This is a genomic window from Prevotella sp. BV3P1 (assembly GCF_000479005.1).
GTDB lineage: Bacteria > Bacteroidota > Bacteroidia > Bacteroidales > Bacteroidaceae > Prevotella.
Genome location: NZ_AWXC01000008.1, coordinates 1 through 21,602, shown reverse-complemented (window position 1 = coordinate 21,602; position 21,602 = coordinate 1). Strand labels below are relative to the sequence as shown.

16 protein-coding genes are annotated in these 21,602 nt (G+C 47.5%); 10 read left to right on the top strand and 6 right to left on the bottom strand.

Translation table 11 applies throughout. The annotated features are described in order from the left end of the window. Positions 1-118: 118 nt before the first annotated feature. On the top strand, positions 119-1,201 hold the full coding sequence (locus HMPREF1254_RS02150) for an SGNH/GDSL hydrolase family protein (RefSeq protein WP_036877930.1): 1,083 nt from the start codon (positions 119-121) through the stop codon (positions 1,199-1,201). Between the two features lie 308 nt (positions 1,202-1,509). Here the strand turns inward: HMPREF1254_RS02150 and lpxB are convergent, their stop codons facing one another. Together lpxB and surE are read right to left on the bottom strand one after the other, a co-directional pair. Then, positions 1,510-2,658, bottom strand: a complete 1,149-nt coding sequence (gene lpxB / locus HMPREF1254_RS02145) for a lipid-A-disaccharide synthase (protein ID WP_023057073.1) — start codon at positions 2,656-2,658, stop codon at positions 1,510-1,512. Positions 2,659-2,731: 73 nt separating this feature from the next. Continuing rightward, on the bottom strand, positions 2,732-3,553 hold the full coding sequence (gene surE, locus HMPREF1254_RS02140; protein ID WP_023057155.1) for a 5'/3'-nucleotidase SurE: 822 nt from the start codon (positions 3,551-3,553) through the stop codon (positions 2,732-2,734). 195 nt (positions 3,554-3,748) lie between these two features. On the opposite strand from surE, the gene HMPREF1254_RS02135 reads away from it, so the two are divergent. The 5 genes from HMPREF1254_RS02135 to HMPREF1254_RS02115 all read left to right on the top strand — a co-directional run bounded on the left by HMPREF1254_RS02135 (position 3,749) and on the right by HMPREF1254_RS02115 (position 10,028). After that, a complete protein-coding gene (locus tag HMPREF1254_RS02135; RefSeq protein WP_036874738.1) occupies positions 3,749-4,513 on the top strand; it encodes a ParA family protein in 765 nt (254 codons plus the stop codon). 132 nt (positions 4,514-4,645) lie between these two features. Then, complete coding sequence (locus tag HMPREF1254_RS02130; protein ID WP_023057051.1) at positions 4,646-5,554, top strand: ParB/RepB/Spo0J family partition protein; 909 nt, start codon at positions 4,646-4,648, stop codon at positions 5,552-5,554. 18 nt (positions 5,555-5,572) lie between these two features. Beyond that, positions 5,573-6,319 carry a DUF5683 domain-containing protein gene (locus HMPREF1254_RS02125; protein ID WP_023057014.1) on the top strand — a complete coding sequence of 249 codons (747 nt, stop codon included), beginning with the start codon at positions 5,573-5,575 and terminating at the stop codon, positions 6,317-6,319. 42 nt (positions 6,320-6,361) lie between these two features. Further along, complete coding sequence (locus HMPREF1254_RS02120; protein WP_023057043.1) at positions 6,362-7,729, top strand: lytic transglycosylase domain-containing protein; 1,368 nt, start codon at positions 6,362-6,364, stop codon at positions 7,727-7,729. 28 nt (positions 7,730-7,757) lie between these two features. Then, a complete protein-coding gene (locus tag HMPREF1254_RS02115) occupies positions 7,758-10,028 on the top strand; it encodes a RelA/SpoT family protein (protein WP_023057103.1) in 2,271 nt (756 codons plus the stop codon). A gap of 213 nt (positions 10,029-10,241) precedes the next feature. Here the strand turns inward: HMPREF1254_RS02115 and HMPREF1254_RS02110 are convergent, their stop codons facing one another. After that, on the bottom strand, positions 10,242-10,592 hold the full coding sequence (locus HMPREF1254_RS02110; RefSeq protein ID WP_023057030.1) for a MerR family transcriptional regulator: 351 nt from the start codon (positions 10,590-10,592) through the stop codon (positions 10,242-10,244). 378 nt (positions 10,593-10,970) lie between these two features. Here HMPREF1254_RS02110 and alaS point away from each other — a divergent pair, with 378 nt between their 5' ends. The 4 genes from alaS (at position 10,971) to HMPREF1254_RS02090 (ending at position 18,537) form a co-directional block, all read left to right on the top strand. Then, positions 10,971-13,592 carry an alanine--tRNA ligase gene (gene alaS / locus HMPREF1254_RS02105; RefSeq protein ID WP_023057137.1) on the top strand — a complete coding sequence of 874 codons (2,622 nt, stop codon included), beginning with the start codon at positions 10,971-10,973 and terminating at the stop codon, positions 13,590-13,592. Between the two features lie 556 nt (positions 13,593-14,148). After that, a complete protein-coding gene (locus tag HMPREF1254_RS02100; RefSeq protein ID WP_023057058.1) occupies positions 14,149-16,530 on the top strand; it encodes a glycoside hydrolase family 95 protein in 2,382 nt (793 codons plus the stop codon). A gap of 75 nt (positions 16,531-16,605) precedes the next feature. Then, a complete protein-coding gene (locus HMPREF1254_RS02095) occupies positions 16,606-17,526 on the top strand; it encodes an alpha-L-rhamnosidase N-terminal domain-containing protein (protein WP_036877881.1) in 921 nt (306 codons plus the stop codon). Positions 17,527-17,652: 126 nt separating this feature from the next. Next, complete coding sequence (locus HMPREF1254_RS02090) at positions 17,653-18,537, top strand: helix-turn-helix domain-containing protein (protein ID WP_023057061.1); 885 nt, start codon at positions 17,653-17,655, stop codon at positions 18,535-18,537. On the opposite strand, the gene HMPREF1254_RS02085 is transcribed toward HMPREF1254_RS02090, so the two are convergent. From HMPREF1254_RS02085 to gpmI, 3 genes are all read right to left on the bottom strand, one after another. Next, entirely contained in the window at positions 18,522-19,124 is a 603-nt protein-coding gene (locus HMPREF1254_RS02085; protein WP_023057145.1) for a DUF3109 family protein, read from the bottom strand. The genes HMPREF1254_RS02090 and HMPREF1254_RS02085 overlap by 16 nt on opposite strands. 14 nt (positions 19,125-19,138) lie before the next feature. Continuing rightward, positions 19,139-19,804: a uracil-DNA glycosylase gene (gene ung, locus HMPREF1254_RS02080; RefSeq protein ID WP_023057094.1), complete on the bottom strand. Its 666-nt coding sequence runs from the start codon at positions 19,802-19,804 to the stop codon at positions 19,139-19,141. Between the two features lie 104 nt (positions 19,805-19,908). Continuing rightward, complete coding sequence (gpmI, locus tag HMPREF1254_RS02075) at positions 19,909-21,426, bottom strand: 2,3-bisphosphoglycerate-independent phosphoglycerate mutase (protein WP_036877878.1); 1,518 nt, start codon at positions 21,424-21,426, stop codon at positions 19,909-19,911. Positions 21,427-21,602: the final 176 nt, after the last annotated feature.

Genomic DNA, 21,602 nt, shown 5'->3' with positions numbered 1-21,602 from the left:
CTTGCATAAACATTTTTCATGCCTTTTGTTTGTGCTTTATACTTTAATTTCCTAAATTTGCTAGACACAATGAGTTAACATGAAAAAACTACATACCAATAACATTAATCTCATACTTATGCGTCATTTCAAAGTCATTTTTTTCCTCCTGGCCTTATTGTCACCTACCCTTGTGTTTTCACAAATCACCTACTACAACGCCGATCAGTTTCCGGTTATTGGAAAGATATCCAATGATACCGAAACCAGATATGAGCGTTTGCCGCGTGAATTAAAAAACACCTGCCGACCTCCTGTTTGGCATTTGGGCAAACACACATCAGGCCTCGCCGTGAGGTTCAAGACCAACAGCACCACGATTGCGGCCAGATGGGAAACCTTGAACGATGCCTACATGAACCACATGTCGCCAACGGGAACCAAAGGACTTGACTTATATACCTGGGATCAGGACAAATGGGTATTCATGAAAACAGGCAAACCTACGGCGAAAGTTTCCACGCAAGTCATCATCGATCACATGAAACCCATCGAGCGAGAATACATGCTCTACCTTCCCTTGTATGACGGAATTGTTTCACTTGAGATTGGAATCGACTCTACCAAGACCATCACCCAACCCACACTGCCATTTCCAAGGACAGAAGCACCCATCGTTGTGTATGGAACGAGCATCACACAAGGAGGCTGTGCGGCCCGACCGGGAATGAGTTTTACCAATATATTAGAACGCTGGCTCAACACCGAGGTAATCAATCTTGGATTCAGCGGCAACGGCAGACTGGACATGGATGTGGCTGAAGTCATTGCCAAAAAGAAGAATGCGCAGATGTTCATCCTTGATTTTGCACCGAACAACGGCCCAGAGGATGTCAAGGACAAAACAATTCCTTTCGTCAACATCATCAGAAAAGAAAGTCCAATTACACCTATCGTGCTCATCGAAAACCCCATATTTCCCCATGGTACCTACGATCAAGAGATTAGTAAAGTTGTCCACGACAAGAATATCGAACTGAAAAAATGTTTTCAGGCACTCAAGGCCAAAGGAGACAACAATCTCTATTACATCAACAGCGACAACCTCATCGGAAACGACGGTGAGGCAACGGTCGACGGCATTCATTTTACAGATCTTGGTTTCATGAGAATGTCGGATGTAGTGTTGCAAGAAATGAAAAAGATGGGGATTGTGAAATAAACCGAAACACAACCTTGATGCCACGGCATAGACCGTGCTAAAAGAGGCAGTCGCCATGTTCCATCCTTCGGTCAATTACGAATTGAATTGCGTAACCCGTGATTCGACATTCTTCTCTGACGGAACATGAAAAAGCATGCCATTATCCTCACATATTAATAGCATTGAGTTTGCTCGCAAAAGTCTATGGGTTTGGCGGGCAAAGTCAATGACTTTACGGGGTAAGCTCATAGACTTTAGAGCAAAGCCGTAAAGCACTGATAAACAAGGAGTAAACAGACTCTTCAAAAAGAGCGTACACCACTCGTTTACTTCCGTTCACCCTTCAACAATGAAACCATAATTTTTGCGGCATTCTCTGGTGCTACATGATCGCCCAACTGATGACGCACCTCGACATAATCGGCGAGCATTTTCTGGCGTTCTCCGCCACCCGGCAAGATAAGTCCCAGTTCTTTGACGATGTTTGCAAGGGTAAAGCGGTCGGCAAACGGCTCTCGCACCACTTCCCGATCAGCGATGAGATTGACCAAAGAGATGTACTTTACCTTAATAATATGCTCGAACGCAAAGCGTATGAGTCGAGGTACAGGCGTCTTGTAACACACCACTTGCGGCACATCAAACAAAGCCGTTTCGAGCGTTGCCGTGCCACTGGTCACCAAGGCAGCCGCAGCATGGGCCAACAACGGATAAGTCTTGTTTTTAACCAAGGCGACGTTCGTGCCGGTCAGGTACTCTTCGTAATAAGCATCCTCAATAGATGGCGCACCCGCCAGCACGGGTTGGTAGTCTGGATAAGCGTTGGCTGCCTGAATCATGGCAGGCAAATTGTCCTTAATTTCCTGTTTTCTGCTTCCTGCCAGCAAAGCTATGATAGGTTTATTTTTGTCAAGATGATTCGCAAGACAAAACTCCTCGAATCTTTCGCTGTATGAGGTGCGGAACTGACGCACCTCATCAGCCGTCGGATTACCTACGTAATGGATGGGATAATGATGCTTTTGCTCGAAAAAAGGAACCTCGAAAGGCAGGATGGAAAACAGCTCGGCCACATCGCGCTTGATGTTCTTAATGCGGTATTCCTTCCAGGCCCAAAGCTTGGGAGATATGTAATAATAAGCTGGTATATTTGTATTGGTTTTCAAGAACTTAGCAACATTCAGGTTAAACCCGGCATAGTCGACCAAAATCACCACGTCGGGCTGCCACCGAACAATGTCTTCTTTGCACATTTTCATGTTCTTGAAGATGGTTCGCAGATGCAGCAGCACGGGGACAAAACCCATGTACGCCATTTCCTTGAAATGCCTCACCCGCTCTCCTCCGACCGCCGTCATGAGGTCTCCGCCGAAGAATCGAAACCGAGCGTCATTGTCCTGTTTTTTCAAAGCCGTCATCAAGTGAGAAGCATGCAAGTCTCCACTTGCTTCGCCAACAATCAAATAATACTTCATAAGCTCCTGATTTTGGAATATAGTATGGTGCGCACGTTCATCAACATGGAGTGTTCAGCGAGCTGCGAGCGGTTCAAAGAGCCTTCATGGGTTGGTCTTGGGCATTGAATGCCGAAGGGGCAACCGGCTTTTCCCATTCCCTGATTTCATCCATAAACTCGTAAGCGGTGACATCCATCTTAGTGGGCGTAATGGCAACATAGCCATGATTGAGTGCCCATTGGTCGGAGTCCTTGGCATTGGGTTCATCGTTCAGATACTCTCCCACCACCCAATAATAGTCGTAATGTCGTGGATGATGCTGTTTCACAATCTCGTTGACCCACCGACCCATCGTCATTCGGCACACTTTGATGCCCTCAAACACTTGTCGGGCGGGAAAGTTGACGTTCAGGCAGATGCCCTTGGGCAGTCCGTCCGCCAGCACTCTCTTCACCACCATCCGCACGTATGGGCGCAACGGTTCGAGGTTAGCGTCCTCCTCGTAATAACAACTGGAGAATGCCACCGAGGGGATGTACTTCATGCAGCCTTCCAAAGCGATGCCCATGGTACCCGAATAGTGGTTGTTTACAGACGAATTGTCACCGTGGTTGATGCCGCCCAGGATGAGAGCCGGCCTCCTGTTGGGGCACAACTGGTCGAGAGCCAGCTTCACACAGTCGACCGGCGTACCACTGCACGACCACACTTGAGCCGTTCCGATGTCCTTCCTGCGCTTTAACCGCAGATATTCAACAGCCGAAAAAGCACACGAAAAGCCCGAACGAGCCGCCTCAGGGGCGCAGACCAGTACATCTGCCAAATCGGAAACCATGTCTACCAAGGCATGAATGCCGGGTGAATGATAGCCGTCATCGTTTGAAATCAAAATCAAGGGTCGTTCTGTCTGCATGTCTTTTAACGCTTTTAATCAAGCCGAAAAGCTCAAGGAAAACTTTCTGAAGCGAGAAAGTAAATTTGCTTGATTCGGCTGGTAATATTCCTATTAATTCTCATGCAAAAGTACGAAAAAAAGTTTAAATGGGTACTTTGTCATACAAAATATGTAACTTTGCAACAATTTAATGTCTTTAGAAAGATACTGAAAATGGGAAAAATCATAGCTTTAGCGAATCAAAAAGGTGGTGTAGGCAAAACCACCACCACCATCAATCTGGGCGCATCTTTAGCTACGCTCGAGAAATCGGTACTCATCGTCGATGCCGACCCGCAGGCCAACGCCTCCAGTGGTTTGGGCGTAGACATCAAGGAGGTGGACTGTTCGCTATACGAATGCATCATCAACAAGGCTGACGTGCGTGATGCCATCTACACCACAGACATTACCGGACTGGACATCATACCGAGCCACATCGACCTGGTGGGCGCCGAGATTGAGATGTTGAACCTGGACAACCGAGAAAAAGTAATCAAAAACATCTTGGATCCCATCCGCGATGACTACGATTACATACTCATTGATTGCAGTCCGTCACTGGGTTTGATTACGGTGAACGCGCTCACGGCATCCGACTCGGTCATCATTCCCGTGCAATGTGAATATTTCGCCTTGGAAGGTATCAGCAAACTGCTCAATACCATCAAGATTATTAAGAGCAAACTGAACCCAAAATTGGAAATCGAAGGTTTTCTCTTGACGATGTACGACAGTCGTCTGCGACTGGCCAACCAGATTTACGACGAGGTGAAGCGGCACTTCCAGGAGTTGGTCTTCAAGACGGTGATTCAGCGAAACGTGAAGCTCAGCGAAAGTCCGAGCCACGGTTTGCCGGTCATCCTGTACGATGCCGACTCGTCTGGGGCCAAGAATCACCTGAACTTGGCCAGGGAAATCATCAGCAAGAACGCTTGAGTAGTAGACACCAAGACAGCGGAATGTCAGGATTCTACAGCTCTCTTCATCCAGCATTAACACATATCCTCCGTTGTTTTATTTTAAACTAAAACCACCATTTTCCATCTTCCCAATAAGTAAAACAGACACATGGCAGTACGAAAAAAATATAGTCATTCAATAAAGGCTCCAGCTTTAGGACGCGGCCTCGACGCTCTCATTTCGACAGACAACATACAAACGCAAGGCAGTTCGACCATCAACGAAGTGCCTATCGAACAAATTGAAGCCAATCCCAACCAGCCTCGTCGAGAATTTGACCAAGAGGCTTTGGAAGAACTGGCATCGAGCATTCGAGAAATAGGCATCATTCAACCCATCACCCTACGCCAAGTGGCCGCCGACAAATACCAAATCGTAGCTGGTGAGCGTCGTTGGCGCGCCTCGCAAATCGTTGGTTTAGAGGCTATACCCGCCTACATTCGGACCATTGATGACGAAACTGTCATGGAGATGGCATTGGTTGAGAACATTCAGCGCGAAGACCTCAATGCCATAGAAATCGCTCTGGCTTACGAAAAGCTGATGGAAAAGAGTGGCATGACGCAAGAGAAAGTGTCTAAGCACGTGGGAAAGAGCCGCACGGCCATCACTAATTACCTGCGCTTGCTGAAGCTGCCGGCTCAAGTACAGATGGCTTTGCAGAAGAAAGAGATTGACATGGGGCACGCGCGGGCTTTACTTGCCGTAGAAAGCCCGTCGATGCAAATCAAGCTGTTCAAGGAAGTGCAGAAGAATGGTTACCCTGTCAGGAAGGTGGAAGAACTGGCACAACAGCTTAAAAATGGCGGGGAGCTGCGGAAATCAGAGAAACATAGCTCGGCCAAGGGCGGCTTGCCAGAGGAATTTGACGTGCTGAGACTGCGCTTATCAACATTTCTGAAGACAAAAGTCCAAATGACATGTAGTGCCAAGGGAAAAGGCAAAATCAGCATTCCTTTCGCCAATGAACAGGAATTGGAACGTCTGATGAACATCTTTGACAAACTGAAAGACTAAGTTACTTTCGTGAAAACCATGCGTGACAACCTATCATCGTCCCTTCGTATCTGCCTGACGTGCGCCATTCTGCTGTGTGCAGCATGGTGTCAGGCTCAGATTCAAGTGGGCGACAGCATCAAGGATACCGACCCACGCGTCATTATCGGAGAAGACAACGCCAAGGCCATTCCCACAGAAAAGGCCATCAACCCATCAGACACCCTTGTCTTTGCACAAACAGGAAAAGTCGCAAAGAAAATCAAGCGCGACTGGAACACCTGGCGACCCGATGCCAAAAGAGCCATGTGGCTGGCTGTTGTGCTGCCTGGAGCTGGCCAAATCTACAACCGAAAATACTGGAAACTGCCCATTGTCTATGGTGGTTTTGTGGGCTGCTACTATGCCATGCGCTGGAACAACCAGATGTATCACGATTATTCGCAAGCGTACATCGACCTGATGGACAACGATCCGCAATCGCAGAGCTACAAACAGTTTCTGCATTTAGGCAACCAAATCGACGCATCAAACATCGATAGATACAAGGAATTGTTCAGAAAACGCAAGGATCGCTACCGTCGTTGGCGCGACTTGAGTTTCTTCACGCTCATCGGAGTCTACGCTTTGTCGGTAATCGACGCCTACGTTGACGCCTCTTTGTCAGAGTTTGACATCTCTGACGACTTGAGTTTGCGCATTGAACCCACGGTTGTCAACACCAATATGAATAGGAATCCCTTGAAATCAGGCGGTCTGGGCATTCATTGTAGCCTCAGCTTCTGAAACAAAAGATAGCCAAACAAATAAACAGACAAGAAACCAATCATGAAGAAAATTTATTTATTCATAGTCACCCTGCTTGTTGTATTCTCATCATCGTTGCAAGCGCAGGTCGTCGATGACGATACAGAAATCATCGTGACGAATAAAAAAGGTGAAAACGAAACATTTGACTTACCCGAAGCTATGACGTCTGAGATTGACAGTCTGCTTCACCTTTATAACACAAAAACATACCTGAAACGTGATGCTGATTGCAACTTACCAAATGTAAACAAGACTTACGAGCCCGATGTTTACAAGAATCGCCTGCGTCGTTTGCCCACCATCATGGAGATGCCATATAACAACGTGGTGCAGAAGTTCATCGACCGGTACAGTAACGAGCTGCGCAACGCCGTTGGAATCATGTTGGGTGCCTCCAACTTCTATATGCCTATCTTCGAACAGGCCTTGGAAACGTACAATCTACCACTTGAGTTGAAATACCTTCCGGTGATTGAATCGGGGCTCAATCCCAAGGCTGTTTCGCGTGTAGGTGCTACGGGATTGTGGCAATTCATGTTGGCTACCGCCAATAATTACGGTCTGGAAATCAACTCTTTGCTTGACGAGCGATGCGATCCCATCAAGTCTTCGTACGCCGCAGCCAACTACTTGAGCGACCTATACCGTATTTTTGGCGACTGGAACCTGGTTATCGCAGCCTACAACTGTGGTCCAGACAAACTCACACAGGCCATCCATCGTGCCGGTGGTAGCAAGGATTACTGGAAAATATACCCCTACTTGCCACGCGAAACACGAGGCTATGTACCGGCATTCATCGCAGCCAACTACATCATGAACTACTACTGCGAGCACAACATCTGCCCAATGACCACAGACTTGCCAGCCAAGACAGATACCATCCTCGTCAACCGCGACGTTCATTTCAAGCAAATTGCACAAGTATTGAATATGGATGAGGAGCTTGTACGGTCGCTCAACCCACAATATCGCAAGGACATCGTCATCGGATACACCAAGCCATCCACCCTTCGTCTGCCCGTTGACAAAATCAATTCGTTTATCGATCAAGAGGATTCGGTATATGCTTACAACGCCGACGTGCTGCTGACCAAGCGTTCAGAGGTGGAAGTAGCGCAAGGCGCACCTAACTATTCGATCGGCAGAACATCGACATCGAGTTCACGCAAGAGCTACAGCAGAAGCAAAAGCAAACGCAGCAGCCGTAAATCTTCGCGCAGCAACCGAAGAAGACGCTCGTCAAACAAGTCAGTTACCGTTAGAGGAGGAGATACATTATCAGAAATAGCCGCTCGCAACAATACGACTGTTAAGAAGCTCAAAAAGCTCAACGGCCTAAAAGGTAACAACATCAGGAAAGGAAAGAAAATAAGGGTGAGGTAACGCTCAACCGTCATGGGGAGATTTGAGTATGGACAATCAAGAGATTCAAGATAAAGAAAGGAAAGAAGAACTGGAAGACAAGCAGATCCAAGATGCGTTCCAACATCTGCTGGACACCTATCTGGCTTCTCGTCACAGAAAGAAGGTAGACATCATCACCAAGGCCTTCAACTTCGCACGTCAAGCGCACAGAGGCGTAAGACGTCTCTCTGGCGAACCGTACATCATGCACCCCATCGCCGTAGCGCAGATTGCCTGTGAGGAGATGGGACTGGGGTCAACCAGCATCTGCTCGGCACTTCTACACGATGTGGTGGAAGATACCGACTATACCGTTGAGGACATCGAGAACATATTCGGCCCCAAGATTGCACAAATCGTCGATGGACTCACCAAAATTAGTGGAGGAATCTTCGGCGACAGGGCGTCGGCTCAGGCGGAAAACTTCAAGAAGTTGCTGCTCACCATGAGCGATGACATCCGCGTCATCCTTATTAAAATATGCGACCGCCTGCACAACATGCGCACGCTACAGTCGCAACCAGCCAATAAACAGTACAAGATAGCCGGCGAAACCTTATATATATATGCGCCATTGGCGAACCGATTGGGCCTGAACAAGATTAAGACCGAACTGGAAAACCTCAGTTTCCGGTTCGAACATCCTGAAGAATACGCCAACATCACCAACAAGCTTTCTTTCACAAAGGAGCAACGTGACCGGCTGTTCGAGCAGTTCACGGCACCCATCAAAGAGACCCTTGACGCCATGGGCATTGACTATGAGCTGAAAGCAAGGGTCAAAAGTCCATATTCTATATGGAACAAGATGCAGACGAAGCACGTCACCTTCGACGAAATTTACGACATCTTGGCCGTACGAATCATCTTCACGCCAAAGGTAAGGGCCGACGAAATCAACGAATGTTTCAAAATATATGTGGCCATCAGCCGCATCTACAAGTCGCATCCCGACCGACTTCGCGACTGGCTGAGCCACCCAAAGGCCAACGGATACCAAGCTCTCCACGTCACCTTGATGAGCAAACAAGGTCGTTGGATTGAAGTTCAGATACGCAGTGACCGCATGAACGAGGTGGCCGAACAAGGCTTTGCAGCTCACTGGAAATACAAAGATAAAGGTGAATATACCGAAGATGAGAACGAATTGAATGAATGGTTGCGCACCATCAAGGAGATTTTGGACGATCCACAGCCCGATGCCATGGACTTTCTCGATGCCATCAAGCTGAATCTCTTCGCTTCTGAGATATTCGTGTTCACCCCGAAAGGCGAAATCAAGACCATGCCTGCCGGCTGCACCGCGCTCGACTTCGCTTTCCAGATACACACCCTACTGGGCAGTCATTGTATCGGAGCCAAGGTCAATCATAAGTTGGTTCCGCTGAGTCATAAGCTGCAAAGCGGCGATCAGGTAGAGATATTAACCAGCAAGTCGCAACATGTGCAACCCTCCTGGCTCAACTTTGCCACCACTGCCAAGGCTAAAGCAAAGATACAGGCCATCCTCAGGCGCAACAACAGAGAGATACAAAAGCAAGGCGAAGCCTTTCTCAACGCCTGGTTGGAGCGCAATGACATGGAAATGACCACATCTGTCCTCGACAAGTTATGCGAATTTCATAACTTAAAGAAACACGAAAGTCTGTTCTTGTGCATCGGTAACAAGTCGGTTATCTTGACAGAAAAAGACTTAGACGAGCTGAACAAGAAAAAGAAAAGCTCCTCACCCAGCAATTGGCTCAAGTATGTACCCTTCATTGGGCATGACAAGAAAAACGAACAGGATAAGCAGGCCGAGCCATTCACCGTCGATGATTCACTCAACCGGAAGAAGGCCATCGTCATCAACGACGGCAACATCGACACCTATCTCTTCCCCACTTGCTGCCATCCCATCCCCGGCGACGACATACTGGGCTACATTGACAACCAAAACCACGTAGAAATACACAAGCGCAACTGCCCTGTGGCCAGCAAACTGAAGTCCAGTTACGGCAATCGACTGCTGGATGCCAAGTGGGATATGCGCAACATCCGTCTTTTCAACGCCACCATCGAGATCAGAGGCATCGACCGTCAAGGCATGTTGCACGATGTCGTAGATGTCATTTCTGATGAGATGAACGTCAACATGCACAATCTTTCACTGACCAGCAAGGAAGAGATTTTTATGGGGAAAATAGAGGTTCTCGTACATAATCGACAAGAAGTAAAGAACATCATCAACAGCTTAAAAAAGGTAAAAGGCTTGCAAGAGATTCAACAAATTATGTAAGTTTATCTTAGTTTACAAGTTCACGAGTTTACGAGTTGATAAGTGTAATGATTATTAAGCTTTGGATTTGCGAGTTAATAAGCCTTTTTGGGTTTTTTAGGTGAGGCGTTAACGAACGAAAGACCGAACCATACAGTATCCTTGGTCAACTTAAAAACTCGAAAACTCACCAACTTAAAAACTCATCAACTCAAAAACTTATAAACCCAAACCTCACACAATGACATCCAGTTGTTTGCGCAATTCTTGCAACTGATCACGCACAGACAGCAACGTTTCCAGCACTTCCGAACTCTTTTCGGCACCCTTTCTGTTGGCTCCCAGCATCTTTCTGGCCGCCGATAGCTTAAAACCGCGCACCCTAACCAGGTTATAAATCACGCGAATCTCTTCGATATCGGCATCCGTATACTGCCGAACCTTGGTCGAACTTACAGTCTTTGGCTTCAATTGAGGGAACTCTGTTTCCCAGTATCTCAATGTACTTTCATTGATACCAAACTGCTTGGCCACCTCCTTGATGGAGTAGTAAAGCTTCACATTCTTATCGGGATTCAGCGCCATTGTCGTTTGTATTTAAGTCAAAAACCAAATATCAAATGCAAATATACATTATTTTTTTTGAAAAGGCGTGTTTCTCAAAGCCATTCTTTTGAAGAAGCTAAGCACAAAAACGCACATTTCTCATCAACCGATCAGCTCTCACCGTACATCCTTTGACACATCTCCTGAAAACTAAAGGGATTTGCCATGCACAGCATCTTGGCAAACAAAGTTAGACCTATACATCTCAGCAAAACGTCCAACCGCCCCTAACCAACTGAATTTAAGCGATATCTTTGGCGCTTTATCCTTTTTTTTATAATTTTGCCGCTAATTACATCAGGTGCTACACAAGCACTTTACGAAGATTAAAAACAATCATAAACAAGATAAAAACAGATGATGACAGCAAACGAGATACGTGAATCGTTCAAGAAATTCTTTGAGTTGAAAGGACATACCATCGTGGCTTCGGCACCCATGGTGATCAAAGACGACCCCACCCTGATGTTTACCAATGCAGGCATGAACCAATGGAAGGATATCATCCTTGGCAACAAACAACCAGAGCCACGCCGCAGAGCCGACTCGCAGAAATGCCTCCGCGTGAGCGGAAAGCACAATGACCTTGAGGAGGTGGGACGAGACACTTACCACCACACCATGTTCGAGATGCTCGGCAACTGGAGCTTTGGCGACTACTTTAAGGAAGGCGCCATTGATTATGCGTGGGAATATTTGGTGGACGTGCTGCACTTGGATCCAAAAGATTTGTATGTGACGGTGTTTGAGGGCTCACCCGAAGAAAACATCCCACACGACAGCGAGGCAGAGAAGTATTGGCGCAAGCACCTGCCAGCCGACCATATCATCAATGGCAACAAGCACGACAACTTTTGGGAAATGGGCGACACAGGACCTTGCGGTCCTTGTTCGGAGATACATGTAGACTCGCGTTCGGACGAAGAGAAAGCCCAACTACCCGGACGGGAACTGGTGAACAAGGATCATCCACAGGTCATCGAGATTTGGAACATCGTATTCATGCAGTTCAATCGCAAAGCCGATGGTTCTTTGGAGCCTCTCTCCATGAACGTTATCGATACTGGAATGGGATTCGAGCGATTGGTCAGAATGCTGCAAGGAAAGAATTCTAACTACGACACCGACATCTTCCAGCCATTCATCCATGAGATGGAACGCCTGTCGGGCAAGAAATATGGCGAGCAAGAAGATGTAGATGTGGCGATGCGTGTAGTGGCTGACCACCTTAGAGCCGTAGCTTTCTCCATCGCTGACGGACAACTACCCAGCAATGCCAAAGCGGGTTACGTCATTCGCCGCATCCTCCGACGTGCCGTTCGCTATGCTTACACGTTCTTAGGACAGCGCGAAGCCTTTGTATACAAGTTGCTCCCCGTACTCGTAGACGAAATGGGAGGAGCATATCCTGAACTCGTTGCCCAACGTGAGTTGATTGGCAAGGTGATGAAAGAAGAGGAAGACTCGTTCTTGCGAACACTCGAAAAGGGTATCAACCTATTGAGCAATGCCATGGATGAGCTGAAAAAAGCAGGCAAGACGCAAATCGATGGCGAACAAGCCTTCCGTCTTTTCGATACCTATGGCTTTCCGCTCGACCTCACGGAACTGATATGCAGAGAGCATGGATTCAGCGTTGACGAGCAACAGTTCAATGCAGAAATGCAGAAACAGAAAGACCGTGCCCGCAATGCCGCACAAGTAGAAAACAGCGACTGGGTAGAAATAAGACAAGGCGAACAGCAGTTTGTGGGTTACGACTATACCGAATACGAATGCCACATCTTGAAGTATCGCAAGGTAACCCAGAAAAAAAATAGTTTTTACGAGGTTATCTTGGACTTCACACCCTTCTATGGAGAGATGGGAGGACAGGTTGGCGACCAAGGTGTCTTGGTGAGCGAGCACGAGACGGTGGACGTGATAGACACCAAACGCGAGAACAACCAAAGCATTCACATCATCAAGCAACTGCCACAACATCCCGAGGCTGACTTCATGGCTTGCGTGGATACTGACAAACGTGACGCCTGTGCGGCAAACCATACAGCCACTCACCTGCTGGATTATGCGCTCAAGCAGGTGCTTGGCGACCATGTGGAGCAAAAGGGATCGTATGTATCGCCCGACACGCTGCGCTTTGATTTCTCGCATTTCCAAAAGGTGACCGACGAGGAAATCAGACAGGTAGAACGGTTGGTGAACGACCTTATACGTCAAGACATCCCCTTGGACGAACATCGTGACACGCCGATAGAAGAGGCGAAAGAAATGGGAGCCATTGCATTGTTTGGTGAAAAATATGGCGACAAGGTGCGAGTAGTGCGCTTCGGACCGTCATGTGAGTTCTGTGGAGGCATTCACGCCAAGAGTACAGGACGCATCGGACTGTTCAAAATCCTATCCGAAAGTTCGGTAGCTGCTGGTGTTCGCCGCTTCGAAGCCATCACCGGTCGCAAGTGCGAAGAAGCCATGTATGCCATAGAAGACACGGTGAAGGCCATCCGCAGCTTGTTCAATAATGCCAAGGACTTGAAAGGGGTCATCGAAAAGTACATGGACGAACACGACACCATGCGCAAGGAGATAGAACAGTTCCAAGCACAAGCGGTGCAAAGAACCAAAGACGAACTCATCAAACGTGCGGAGAGTGTCAATGGCGTTACCGTTATCAAGGCGGTATTACCTATCGATGGCAACGCTGCCAAGGACTTGGTGTTCAAGATTCGTGAGGCCATACCGTCGCATTTGCTTTGCGTCATCGGTTCTACAGCACAGCAAAAGCCACTTCTGAGCGTCATGTTAAGTGACGATATGGTGAAAGACCACGGATTGAATGCAGGTCAAATGGTTCGTGAAGCAGCCAAACTCATTCAGGGAGGCGGTGGCGGACAACCTCATTTTGCATCGGCTGGCGGCAAGAATGTGGATGGTATCAGGGCTGCAGTCGATAAAGTTATCGAGTTGGCCAAATTGTAATTGTTCGTCAACGGTGGCTCTCTGCCAACCGTACAAGCATGACCATAAAATAAAAACATGTTTCCTTTTGTGTGGACAAACGTTCTGGAAACATGTTTAACTGAAGCGAAATCCCACTCCTTGCGAGTGGGGTTTCGCTTTATTCTTGAGCAAACAAATACCATGTAATTATGGGGATGACGAGGCTGGTCAATGGCCGCGTCTTCATGATCATTTGCACCTGCGAAACAAACTCATTGACTTTAAGTGCCAATCTGTATGCTATTGACCTCCAAACTCAATGACTTTGGGGGCCAATCTCTATGCTATTGAAAGCAAACCATAAAGAACTCGTTTACAATTGGTTACGAGAACACGACAACAAGTCATTTATCAACAGCTCCTCCCTGATGCCCAACCCGTCCGCACACCGTCATTGTATGGCATCAACAAATAATTCACAACCACCATTTTGCTGTTTATACAGAATTCATTATTTTTGCATAGCTGTATAAACAGGCTCATCTGCCAACCCGCAGTTTGTTGCATATAGACAACCCCACATATCGGTTTCATCATGAGAAACATTGGCTCATTACTTTTCTTGCTCGCCATGCACCTTCCTACGCTGGCGCAACAACTCCCCATGCAACTGTGGTACGACAAGCCTGCGCAGTATTTTGAAGAATCAATGCCCATCGGCAATGGGCGGATGGGAGCGCTGGTATATGGCGGTACGCGCGACAACCTGATATACCTCAACGACATCACCCTTTGGACGGGGCAGCCAGTAGACCCGAATCTCGACCAAAACGCACACCAATGGATACCGGCCATCCGCGAGGCCTTGTTCAAAGAAGACTATCGAAAGGCCGACTCGCTGCAACTTCATGTGCAAGGTCCCAACTCGCAGTATTACCAACCCCTGGCCACGCTGCACCTGCTGGACCCTCGGGGAGGGCAAGCAACCAACTACACCCGCACGCTCGACATTGACAAGGCCTTGCTAACAGACAGCTATAGTCTGAACGGTGTGAAAATCAAGCGAGAATATTTCGCATCGCATCCCGACAGCCTCATCGTCATACACATCACAGCCAACAAGCCCAGAATCATCAACCTGGAGGTCAACCTGTCAGCGCAGATACCGCACACCGTCAAGGCTGCGGGCGACCTCATCACGATGAAGGGACATGCCATGGGCGACCCAGAGAACAGCATTCACTTCTGTTCGGTGCTGCGGGCAGTGACCAAGCAAGGAAAGATTGAAGCCACCGACTCTACACTGTTGATTACAGACGCAACCGAAGCCACCCTGTATTTTGTCAACGAAACCAGTTTTAACGGTTTTGACAAGCACCCTGTACGGCAAGGGAAGCCATGCGAGCAGCTGGCACTGGCACATCAAAAGGCCCTGGGAAAGAAAGATTACCAAGCTATCAAGAAACAGCATGTGACCGACTATAGCCACTTTTACGACCGGATGAAATTGTTTCTGGGCGGATCGGTGGCCGATTGCAGTCGCACAACCGAGCAACAACTCAAAGACTATACCGACAAAGGCGGACACAACCCCTATCTGGAAACGCTGTACATGCAGTATGGACGCTACCTGCTGATAGCCAGTTCGCGCACCAAAGGCATTCCCGCCAACCTGCAGGGATTGTGGTCGCACTATCTGCGAGCACCGTGGCGGTCGAACTACACGGTGAACATCAACCTCGAGGAGAACTACTGGCTGGCCGAGGTGGCCAACCTCAGCGAGATGGCAGAACCGCTGTTCACCTTCATGCAGGCACTGGCCGTGAACGGCAGGCATACCGCCAAAAACTATTATGGCATCAAACGGGGATGGTGCTCGAGCCACAACTCGGACGTGTGGGCCATGACCAATCCTGTTGGTGAGAAGCGCGAGAGTCCCGAATGGAGCAACTGGAACATGGGAGGAGCGTGGCTGACGCAGAACTTGTGGGAACATTATCGGTTCAACCCCGATGCCCAATTCCTCAACGACACAGCCCTGCCCCTATTGGAAGGTGATTCCGCCTTCATGTTGGATTGGCTTGTTGAGAACCCAAAGAACCACACTGAGCTGATTACCGCACCCAGCACGTCACCCGAGAACGAATACAAGACGCCCGAGGGCTACCATGGTACCACCTGTTATGGCGGAACAGCCGACCTGGCCATCATCCGCGAGCTGTTCATCAACACGGTGGAGGCCATCAACAAGAAGGGGGCGGACTACGCAAGACAGTCACAATTGTTGAAAGACATTGAGGCATCGCTTAAACGACTGCATCCCTACACCGTAGGACATCTAGGCGATCTCAACGAATGGTACTACGATTGGGACGACTGGGACATCAAGCACCGCCACCAATCGCACCTCATCGGACTTTTCCCCGGCCATCACCTCTCCCTGAAACAAACGCCCCAATTGGCACTGGCTGCTGAAAAAACGCTACAACAGAAAGGCGACCACACCACGGGATGGAGCACGGGATGGCGCATCAACCTGTGGGCCAGACTGAGAAAGGCCAAGGAAGCGTACCACATGTATCAGAAATTGCTGACCTACGTGTCGCCTGATCACTATCAAGGTGCCGACAAACGAAGCAGCGGTGGTACTTATCCCAACTTGATGGATGCACATCCACCTTTCCAGATAGATGGGAATTTCGGTGGTACTGCCGGCGTTTGCGAGATGTTGTTGCAAAGTACCGACAACGAACTGTATCTTCTTCCCGCCCTTCCGGATGCGTGGAAAGACGGAGAAGTGCGGGGCATCAGGGCTCGGGGAGGCTACGAGGTGAGCATGAAATGGAAGAACGGACAAGTGGAATGGGTTCAATTAAAACCATGCACCCAACATCATGTTAAAACCGTAACTGTGTACATGAACGGGAAACAGACAAGAGTTGGGCTGAAACGCAGCAAGGCTACCATGATAAAATGAGCACTAAAACAGGCTAAGCCTCTTGAAGAAAACCTCAAGAGCGCATAGTTTTAAAGCAGAATAGACGATTGATTCATGAGAAAAATAAGTATACTTGCAATGGCAATGTTGTGGACACTGGTTGCCCATGCACAATCTTTCTATACGCATTGGATTGCCGCTCAGCAGGTAGACAGCACTTCTGAGATTTGGTTCAGGCAACAGATACAGTTACAAGAGTGCCCAGTATTTGCCTCTGCAACGATAGCCACCACGGGCAAGGTGGACGTGTACATCAACGAGCGCAATGTATCTACCGCCTGCTGGATGCCTTACAGAATGGGCAACGATAATCTTCCGGTGAGCATCAACATGGAGGTAACCAGGTTTCTGCAACCAGGCGTCAACACGATAGCCATCTGGTATTCGCCCACTTTCCCACACATCAACCAGCAACAGATGGCTTTCTCACTGTACGGAAGAATGAAGAATGGGGAGAATAGGGCCTTCTGTTCGGACGATGGATGGCTGACGAGGCGAGCAAACATATCACTTACCAGAGAGGGTGGTGAGCGGTATGACGCCAACGCCTACATGTTGAAATGGAACTCAGATGATGTTGACTGGGGTTTGTGGCAACCTGCCCGCAACACCAATAGGCCTGCCATTGCTTCGAGCTATCATCTGACGGGCTACCCCGCAGTAAAAAGAAACATGACCTATACGCCCCGCTATTTCGACTTGGTAGATAACGGCGTGTATTATCAATTTGACAAAGCGTTCAAAGGCCAACTAAGAATCACGTTGCGCGATGCCAAACGTGGACAAAAAATATACATCGACGGTTTGGAATACACCTGCACGGGTGAAATTGACGAGCAAGCATGTCGGAAATTTACCGTGGCTGATCATCGAAGAGTGTTGATTTATGGCGACCAAAACTTCAAAAACGAACAGATTCAATCGGTAGAAGGCATAGAAATTGTTCCATATTTCCATGAAAGCTTGCAATATTAACATCTGTTTTCATAGATTGTTGTATTTTTCCCCTACCTTTGCAAGGAGAACAACAAAGCTCATTCATCTTCTTTGAAAAAACCAGATGGAATTCAGAACGTATAAGAATTAAAAAGTAAAAAGAATATGCAGGACAAGACTATGAAAGAAGTGACGATTGAACATATCAAGTCTGTCACAGGAGAAAGCTGTTACATAGATGACGACTTGATACTGTTTGAACACTTTGAGGATTTGCCCTTACCGCTAGAACCGCACAAAATGAGCTGTCTGCTGATTGGAATGTGTATCCAAGGACGTGCAGAATATCTGGTAGACACCAAGAAATGTACGATTCAGGCGAACGACATGATTGTCCTGAGCGAGGGACAAGTGATCAGTGATTACATGCTGAGTCGCGACTGTAAAGGCATCGCCCTCCTGGCATCGGAGAACTTTTTACAAGACACGGTTCGCGGAATCCATGAGATGTCATCGCTCTTTATCTTTACAAAGACGCATCCCGTGCTACACTTAACGAGCAATGAAGCCAAAGCGTTTGATGAATTTTTCCAGATAACCAAACGGAAAGTTGACGACAAATCACACCACTTCCGTCGCGAAAGCGCATGTGCCATGCTGGGAACCTTGGTATACGACATGGGTAACCACATCTGGCGCACCCAACAAATAGGAGGTGATGCCCGCCTGAGTCGTGGTGAAAAAATATTCACCGATTTCATTAAGCTGGTCGAACAGAACTACCGGGAGATAAGAAGAGTAAGCTGGTATGCCGAGAAGCTGTGCATTACGCCTAAATATCTTTCGGAAACGGTAAAGAAAGTGAGCAAGGAAACTCCAAATAGCTGGATAGACAGTTATGTTACGAAAGAGCTTCGATTGCTACTGAAGAATTCTTCCAAAAGCATAAAGGAAATAGCTGTAGAGATGAACTTTCCCAACCAGAGCTTCTTAGGAAAGTATTTTAAAGACCGAACAGGTCAGTCGCCGTCTGATTATAGAAAATCTTGACAACTCAACTGTTCGGCCACCACACACAATTCGTCATACCATTGCTGTCCAAAGCGGCGTATCAAAGGCTCTTTGAGAAATTGGTAAAGTGGCAAATTGAGCTCTTTACCTTTCTCTACTCCACATTGGCAAATTTTCCAACGGTGGTAATTCAGTCCAACAAGTCCATTTCCCAACGCCTTTTCCCGAATGGGATATAAAGCACAGGAGATGGGCTTACAAAAATCAATATCTGCCTTTCGATAAGCTCTTTCTAACACACAAAGGCAACAACCTTCTTGGTAACAAGTAAAAACACAATCCTTGCGACCAACGATGCTGGTTACCATGTCGCCCTCTCTATCGATATAAGCCACGCCTTGTTGGTCAATTACCGATTGAGCCGAAGCAGAAAGCTCGTTCCACACAGCATCCACGTTATCTTCGATGCTTGCAATTTCCTCAATAGTGACAGGAGCTCCTGCATCGCCTTCAATGCAACAAGCGCCATGACACACCTCTAAATCACAACAAAACTTTTGCGTGAAAACATCTGGAGACACCAAGACGTTGCCTACTTGTATAATGGGAGGATATGAATGGTTCATACATTGAGGAGTTTTTACCATTTCACGGGTTCAATGCCCTGCTGTATTAAGTATTCATTACAACGCGAGAAATGATGATTACCAAACCAACCACCTCGATTGGCAGATAGCGGTGAGGGATGTACGCTTTCCAAAACACAATGTTTGTGCTTGTCAATAAGATAGGATTTTGAACGCGCATAACCGCCCCACAACAAGAACACCAAGTGCTCTTTATGGTCGCTCAACACCTTAATGACAGCATCTGTAAACGTTTCCCACCCTCTTCGCTGGTGGCTTCCTGCTGCATGCGCCCTCACGGTGAGTGTGGCATTGAGAAGCATCACGCCCTGTTGCGCCCAGCGAGTCAAGTTACCTGTTGTGGGAATAGGCATTCCCATATCGGCTTGTATCTCCTTAAAGATGTTTTGCAACGAAGGTGGAAACGGCACACCGTCGTTAACTGAGAAACTCAAACCGTGCGCCTGACCCTGTTCATGATAAGGGTCTTGCCCGATAATCACTACTTTCACTTGATTGAATGGACAGAGATTAAAGGCATTGAAGATGAGTTTTCCGGGAGGATAGCACGCAAATTGGCTGTACTCGGCATGCACAAACTCGGTCAGTTTGGCAAAGTAAGGTTTGTCAAACTCTTGCTGCAAATGCGCTTTCCAACTTTCTTCTATCTGTACTTCCATATCCTCAAGATTGATACCGCTTGACTGCCATATTCAAAAGAGACGAGAATTGAACCAACAAGTGGTTCAATTCTGGCGCTCTTATGTGCTTAAAAATTCAGCGATCAGTCGGTTATCAGATTTTCACCTGTCATGGCTTCTGGTTGTTCCAAGCCCATGATGTGCAGTATTGACGGTGCCACGTCAGCCAATCTTCCGTCCTTCACGGTGGCACTGTTGTTGTCTGTCACATAAATAAATGGTACCGGATTGAGCGAGTGTGCCGTATTGGGCGTGCCATCCTCATTAATTGCATGATCAGCATTACCGTGATCGGCAATGATAATCGCCTCATAATCGTTGGCTTTGGCAGTCTCTATCACCTCTTTCACACAATGGTCGATGGCCCAAACCGCCTTGGCAATGGCGTTATACACACCCGTATGTCCCACCATATCACCGTTGGCAAAGTTCACCACAATGAAATCGTACTGCTGTGTACCAATCGCATCCACCAGTTTGTCTTTCACTTCGTAGGCGCTCATCTCGGGCTTTAGGTCGTAAGTCGCTACCTTGGGCGAGTTGACTAAGATACGATCCTCTCCCTTGTAAGGCTCTTCACGTCCTCCATTGAAGAAGAACGTAACGTGTGCATACTTCTCCGTCTCCGCTGTATGCAACTGTCTTTTGCCCAGATTGCTTAGATATTCGCCCAATGTCATCTCCACATTTTCCTTCGGGAACAGCACATGAACATTCTTAAAGTTGGCGTCATAGGGCGTCATCGTGTAATATTGCAAGTCCTTAATGGTGTGCATTCCCTCATCAGGCATATCGGTTTGGGTCAGCACCTGCGTGAGTTCTTTGGCACGGTCGTTACGGAAGTTGATGAAAATCACCACATCACCCTCTTCTATCTGTCCTTGAACTGTAGCGTTGGTGATGGGTTTGATAAATTCGTCGGTCACCTCTTCGGCATAACTCTCATTCATTGCCTGCACCATGTCCGTTGCTTTCTTGCCCACACCACTTACCAGCAAGTCGTAAGCCTCTTTCACTCGATTCCATCGCTTGTCACGATCCATGGCATAAAAGCGTCCTATGATACTGGCAATGTGCGCATCGTTCGTCTCACAAACATGCTGCAAAGCCTCAATAAAGCCAACTCCACTCTTCGGATCTGTGTCACGTCCGTCCATGAAACAATGTACATACGTATTTCTGAGACCGTATTTCTTAGAAATTTCCAACAACTGATATAGATGATCTAAAGAAGAGTGAACACCGCCAGTGCTGGTTAATCCCATTAAATGGAGCTTCTTCCCCATTTTCTGTGCATATGTATAGGCAGAAACGATTTCAGGATTTTGCAAAATTGACCCATCTTTACAGGCTCTGTTAATCTTCACCAAATCCTGATATACCACACGTCCTGCACCAATATTCAAGTGTCCAACTTCCGAATTACCCATTTGTCCATCGGGCAATCCTACATTCTCACCCGAAGCCTGCAACTGCGAATGCGAGCATGTAGCATCCAGATAATCCAAATAAGGTGTAGGCGTATTATTAATCACATCACCTTTACCCTTGTCTCCTATTCCCCATCCATCGAGGATCATCAATAAAGCTTTCTTTGCCATAATTATAGTTACCTGTCTTATATCTAAATTTCTGTTATGCAAAGATAGTGCAAGCCGAAGCCAAAAGAAGTCTACTTATTTTGGTGAGGCGCAGCCTATCTTATGCAAAGGTACTGCAAATTTCTGACTTACGCATCATCTACACCTTATAAATACAAGAATACTCCACAATTTTC

What these genes read in the sequence shown, in the direction of transcription:
- HMPREF1254_RS02115 (WP_023057103.1), top strand. Translation starts at nt 7,758, where the DNA reads ATGGACAATCAAGAGATTCAAGATAAAGAAAGGAAAGAAGAACTGGAA.
- HMPREF1254_RS02135 (WP_036874738.1), top strand. Translation starts at nt 3,749, where the DNA reads ATGGGAAAAATCATAGCTTTAGCGAATCAAAAAGGTGGTGTAGGCAAA.
- alaS (WP_023057137.1), top strand. Translation starts at nt 10,971, where the DNA reads ATGATGACAGCAAACGAGATACGTGAATCGTTCAAGAAATTCTTTGAG.
- gpmI (WP_036877878.1), bottom strand. Translation starts at nt 21,426, where the DNA reads ATGGCAAAGAAAGCTTTATTGATGATCCTCGATGGATGGGGAATAGGA.
- HMPREF1254_RS02120 (WP_023057043.1), top strand. Translation starts at nt 6,362, where the DNA reads ATGAAGAAAATTTATTTATTCATAGTCACCCTGCTTGTTGTATTCTCA.
- surE (WP_023057155.1), bottom strand. Translation starts at nt 3,553, where the DNA reads ATGCAGACAGAACGACCCTTGATTTTGATTTCAAACGATGACGGCTAT.
- ung (WP_023057094.1), bottom strand. Translation starts at nt 19,804, where the DNA reads ATGGAAGTACAGATAGAAGAAAGTTGGAAAGCGCATTTGCAGCAAGAG.
- HMPREF1254_RS02090 (WP_023057061.1), top strand. Translation starts at nt 17,653, where the DNA reads ATGCAGGACAAGACTATGAAAGAAGTGACGATTGAACATATCAAGTCT.
- HMPREF1254_RS02100 (WP_023057058.1), top strand. Translation starts at nt 14,149, where the DNA reads ATGAGAAACATTGGCTCATTACTTTTCTTGCTCGCCATGCACCTTCCT.
- HMPREF1254_RS02110 (WP_023057030.1), bottom strand. Translation starts at nt 10,592, where the DNA reads ATGGCGCTGAATCCCGATAAGAATGTGAAGCTTTACTACTCCATCAAG.
- lpxB (WP_023057073.1), bottom strand. Translation starts at nt 2,658, where the DNA reads ATGAAGTATTATTTGATTGTTGGCGAAGCAAGTGGAGACTTGCATGCT.
- HMPREF1254_RS02085 (WP_023057145.1), bottom strand. Translation starts at nt 19,124, where the DNA reads ATGAACCATTCATATCCTCCCATTATACAAGTAGGCAACGTCTTGGTG.
- HMPREF1254_RS02125 (WP_023057014.1), top strand. Translation starts at nt 5,573, where the DNA reads ATGCGTGACAACCTATCATCGTCCCTTCGTATCTGCCTGACGTGCGCC.
- HMPREF1254_RS02150 (WP_036877930.1), top strand. Translation starts at nt 119, where the DNA reads ATGCGTCATTTCAAAGTCATTTTTTTCCTCCTGGCCTTATTGTCACCT.
- HMPREF1254_RS02130 (WP_023057051.1), top strand. Translation starts at nt 4,646, where the DNA reads ATGGCAGTACGAAAAAAATATAGTCATTCAATAAAGGCTCCAGCTTTA.
- HMPREF1254_RS02095 (WP_036877881.1), top strand. Translation starts at nt 16,606, where the DNA reads ATGAGAAAAATAAGTATACTTGCAATGGCAATGTTGTGGACACTGGTT.